The 2,965-nt window shown below is 74.3% G+C and carries 2 protein-coding genes; both read left to right on the top strand.

From position 1 onward, the window contains the following. Positions 1 to 1,602 (top strand): amino acid adenylation domain-containing protein (locus VR44_RS34235; protein ID WP_211275182.1); only part of this gene is annotated, 1,602 nt, incomplete at its 5' end. A 47-nt stretch (positions 1,603 to 1,649) separates the two neighbouring features. Further along, positions 1,650 to 2,965 (top strand): MFS transporter (locus VR44_RS34230; RefSeq protein ID WP_052713966.1); only part of this gene is annotated, 1,316 nt, incomplete at its 3' end.

Raw genomic sequence — 2,965 nt, 5'->3', positions numbered from 1 at the left:
GGTCCGACCAGGTCCGACCGCGCCGCGAAGAGCCCGACCGCACCCCCAGGAGACACCACCACCATGAGCCCGACCGAGACCATCCCCGTGCCCCTGCGCATCGCGCACCGGGCGGGGCTCACACCCGAGGCCACCGCGGTCCGCGCACCCGAGGGGGAGCTGACGTACCGCCAGTTCGACCGCCGGGCACGCGCGGTGGCCGAGGAGCTGCGCGCGGCCGGCGCCGGGCCGGAGGACACCGTGCTCCTGGGGGCGCGCCGCGGCGTCCACTGGGCGGTGGGTCTGCTGGGCATCTGGTACGCCGGCGCGGCCCCCCTCCTGGTGGATCTCGACGCCCCCGACGAGCGGCTGCGCACCCTGCTGCGGGCCGCGGGCACCCGGCACGCCGTCGCCCCCGACACCCACGCCGCCGCGATGCTGCAACGCCGCACCGGGAGCGAGCTGTTCTGGGCGTCCACCACGACGGCGGCCCCCACGTCGGCGGCCCCGCCCGCCGACGTGGCACCGGGGTCCCTCGCCTACGTGCTCTTCACCTCCGGCTCCACCGGGCAGCCCAAGCCCGTGGCGGTCGGCCACGCCGGACTCGCCGCACAGGTCGCCACCCTGGCCGGACGCTACGGGCTGACCGACCAGGACGCGGTCCTGCAGTTCGCGGCCCCCGCCTTCGACGTCAGCCTGGAGGAGGCCCTGCCCACCTGGTGCACGGGCGGCGCGGCCGTCTTCGTCAAGGACAACGTCCTCTCGCCCGCCGAACTGGAGCCGTTCCTGGCCGCGGAGCGGATCAGCGTCGTCAACCTGCCCACCCCGTACTGGTCGCAGTGGGCCAAGGACCTGGAGCGCGCCCCCCGGCCGCTGCCGTCCGCACTGCGCCGCGTGGTGATCGGCAGCGACGCGGGACGCACCGCGGACCTCACGCGCTGGACGACGGCCGGCCACCCCCCGGTGATCAGCTGCTACGGCCTCACCGAGTCCACGATCACCGCCACCTCCTACGAGCCGGCCCCGGCCGAACTCGCCGGCTTCACCGGCGAGGAGCTGATCCCGCTCGGCGAACCCCTGGCCGGCGTACGGGCGTACGTCCTCGACGAGGAGCTGCGCGAGGCGGCCCCCGGCGCCGCGGGCGAGCTGTACCTGGCGGGTTCCTGCCTGGCGCGCGGCTACCACGGCCGGCCGGGCCTGACCTCCGAGCGGTTCGTCGCCGACCCCTTCGCCGAGGCCCCGGGCGAGCGCATGTACCGCACGGGCGACCGGGTCACCCGCGCTCCCGGCGGCCCGCTCGTCTTCCTCGGGCGCGCCGACGACCAGGTCAAGATCCGCGGCCACCGCGTCGAACTCAAGGAGGTGGAGGCGGCCGTGGCCACCCACCCCGACATCGTCGACGTGGTCGTGCGCGCGGTCGCGGCGGCCGCCGGACCGCAGCTCGCCGCCTGGGCCGCCGTCACGGTCGGCAGCCCCCTCACCCCGGACGAACTGCGCCGTCACCTTCTGGCCAGGATGCCCGGGTACCTCGTACCCGCCGCGGTGACACTGATGGAGCGGCTGCCCCGGACCCCGGGCGGCAAGCTCGACCCCAAGGCGCTCCCCGCGCCCGCCCTCCGATGAACCCGCATCCCGCGGACCCCGTCCGCGTCCAGACAAGGAACGCACCCGTGTCCGTCACCACCGACGAGTCCACCGAAACCGGTCAGGCCGTGGAGCGCCGGCAGCGCAGGGACTTCCGTCTCTTCATGTCCTCGCACATCTGCAACGAGCTGGGCGGCAGCATCACGTACGTGGCCCTGCCGCTCATGGCGGTGCTCACCCTCGACGCCTCGGCGATGCAGGCGGGTCTGCTGTCCGCGGCGGAACACGCGGCGTTCCTGCTGCTGGGCCTGCCCGCCGGGGCCTGGGTGGACCGGATGCGCAAGCGCCGCGTGATGATGGCCGCCGACCTCGCACGCACCCTCCTGCTCACGGCGCTGCCGGTGGCCTACCTGCTGGACCTGCACTCGATGCCGCTGCTGTACGTGGTCGCCCTGCTGTTGGGCTGCGCCCGGCTGTTCGGCGACGTGGCGGATCAGAGCTATCTGCCGACCCTCATCGGCAAGAACACGCTGATCGCGGGCAACTCGAAGTTGGAGACGGTGCGTTCGGGGGCCGAGTTCGCCGGACCCGGCGTCGCCGGCTTCCTGGTGCAACTGCTGGGCGCGGCCGGGACGCTGGCCGGGCAGGCCGTCACCTCGCTGGTCTCCGTGGTCCTGCTGGGCCGCATCGGGGCCCGGGAGGAGAAGCCGGAACCGGCCCCGCGCCGGCACCTGCTGCGTGACATCCGCGAAGGGCTCGGCTACGTCCTGAGCCACCGGATCCTGCGGCTCATCGCCCTGAACACGGCCGCGGTGAACCTGTTCCTCAGCGCGGTGATGGCCATCGAGGTGCTCTTCCTGACCCGGACCGTGGGGCTGCCGCCCGCGGCCGTCGGCTGGGTGCTGACGACGGCCACGATCGGCTCGGTGCTGGCCGCCACCGCCGCGGACCGGGTGACCCGGGCCGTCGGAGCGGCCCGGCTCACGTGGCTGTCCCTGCTGGTGACGATGCCCTTCGGGCTGTTGCTCCCGCTGGCCGACAAGGACTGGCGGATCGGCCTGTTCGTGCTCGGATCGCTCGTCCAGTCGGCCGGCGTCACCCTGTACAACATCTGCCAGGTCACCTACCGGCAGACGGTCTGCCCGCCGCACCTGCTCGGTCGGATGACCGCCACCATGCGCTTCCTGGTGTGGGGCGTACTGCCCCTGAGCGGCCTGCTGGCGGGACTCCTCGGTGACCTCCTGGGCGTGCGGGACGCACTGTGGGTGTGCGCCGCGGCCCTGTCGGCGGCCCCGCTGGTCCTGCTCTGTTCCCCGCTGCGGCGGATGCGCACGTTCGAGGACGATGCCCCGGTGGCCGGGTCCGGGACCGGGGCCGGGACCGGGACCGGGGCCGAGATCGG

Origin of the sequence: Streptomyces katrae (genome assembly GCF_000966975.1) — a bacterium.
Classification (GTDB): domain Bacteria; phylum Actinomycetota; class Actinomycetes; order Streptomycetales; family Streptomycetaceae; genus Streptomyces; species Streptomyces katrae.
This window is presented reverse-complemented; position numbering and strand designations above follow the sequence as displayed.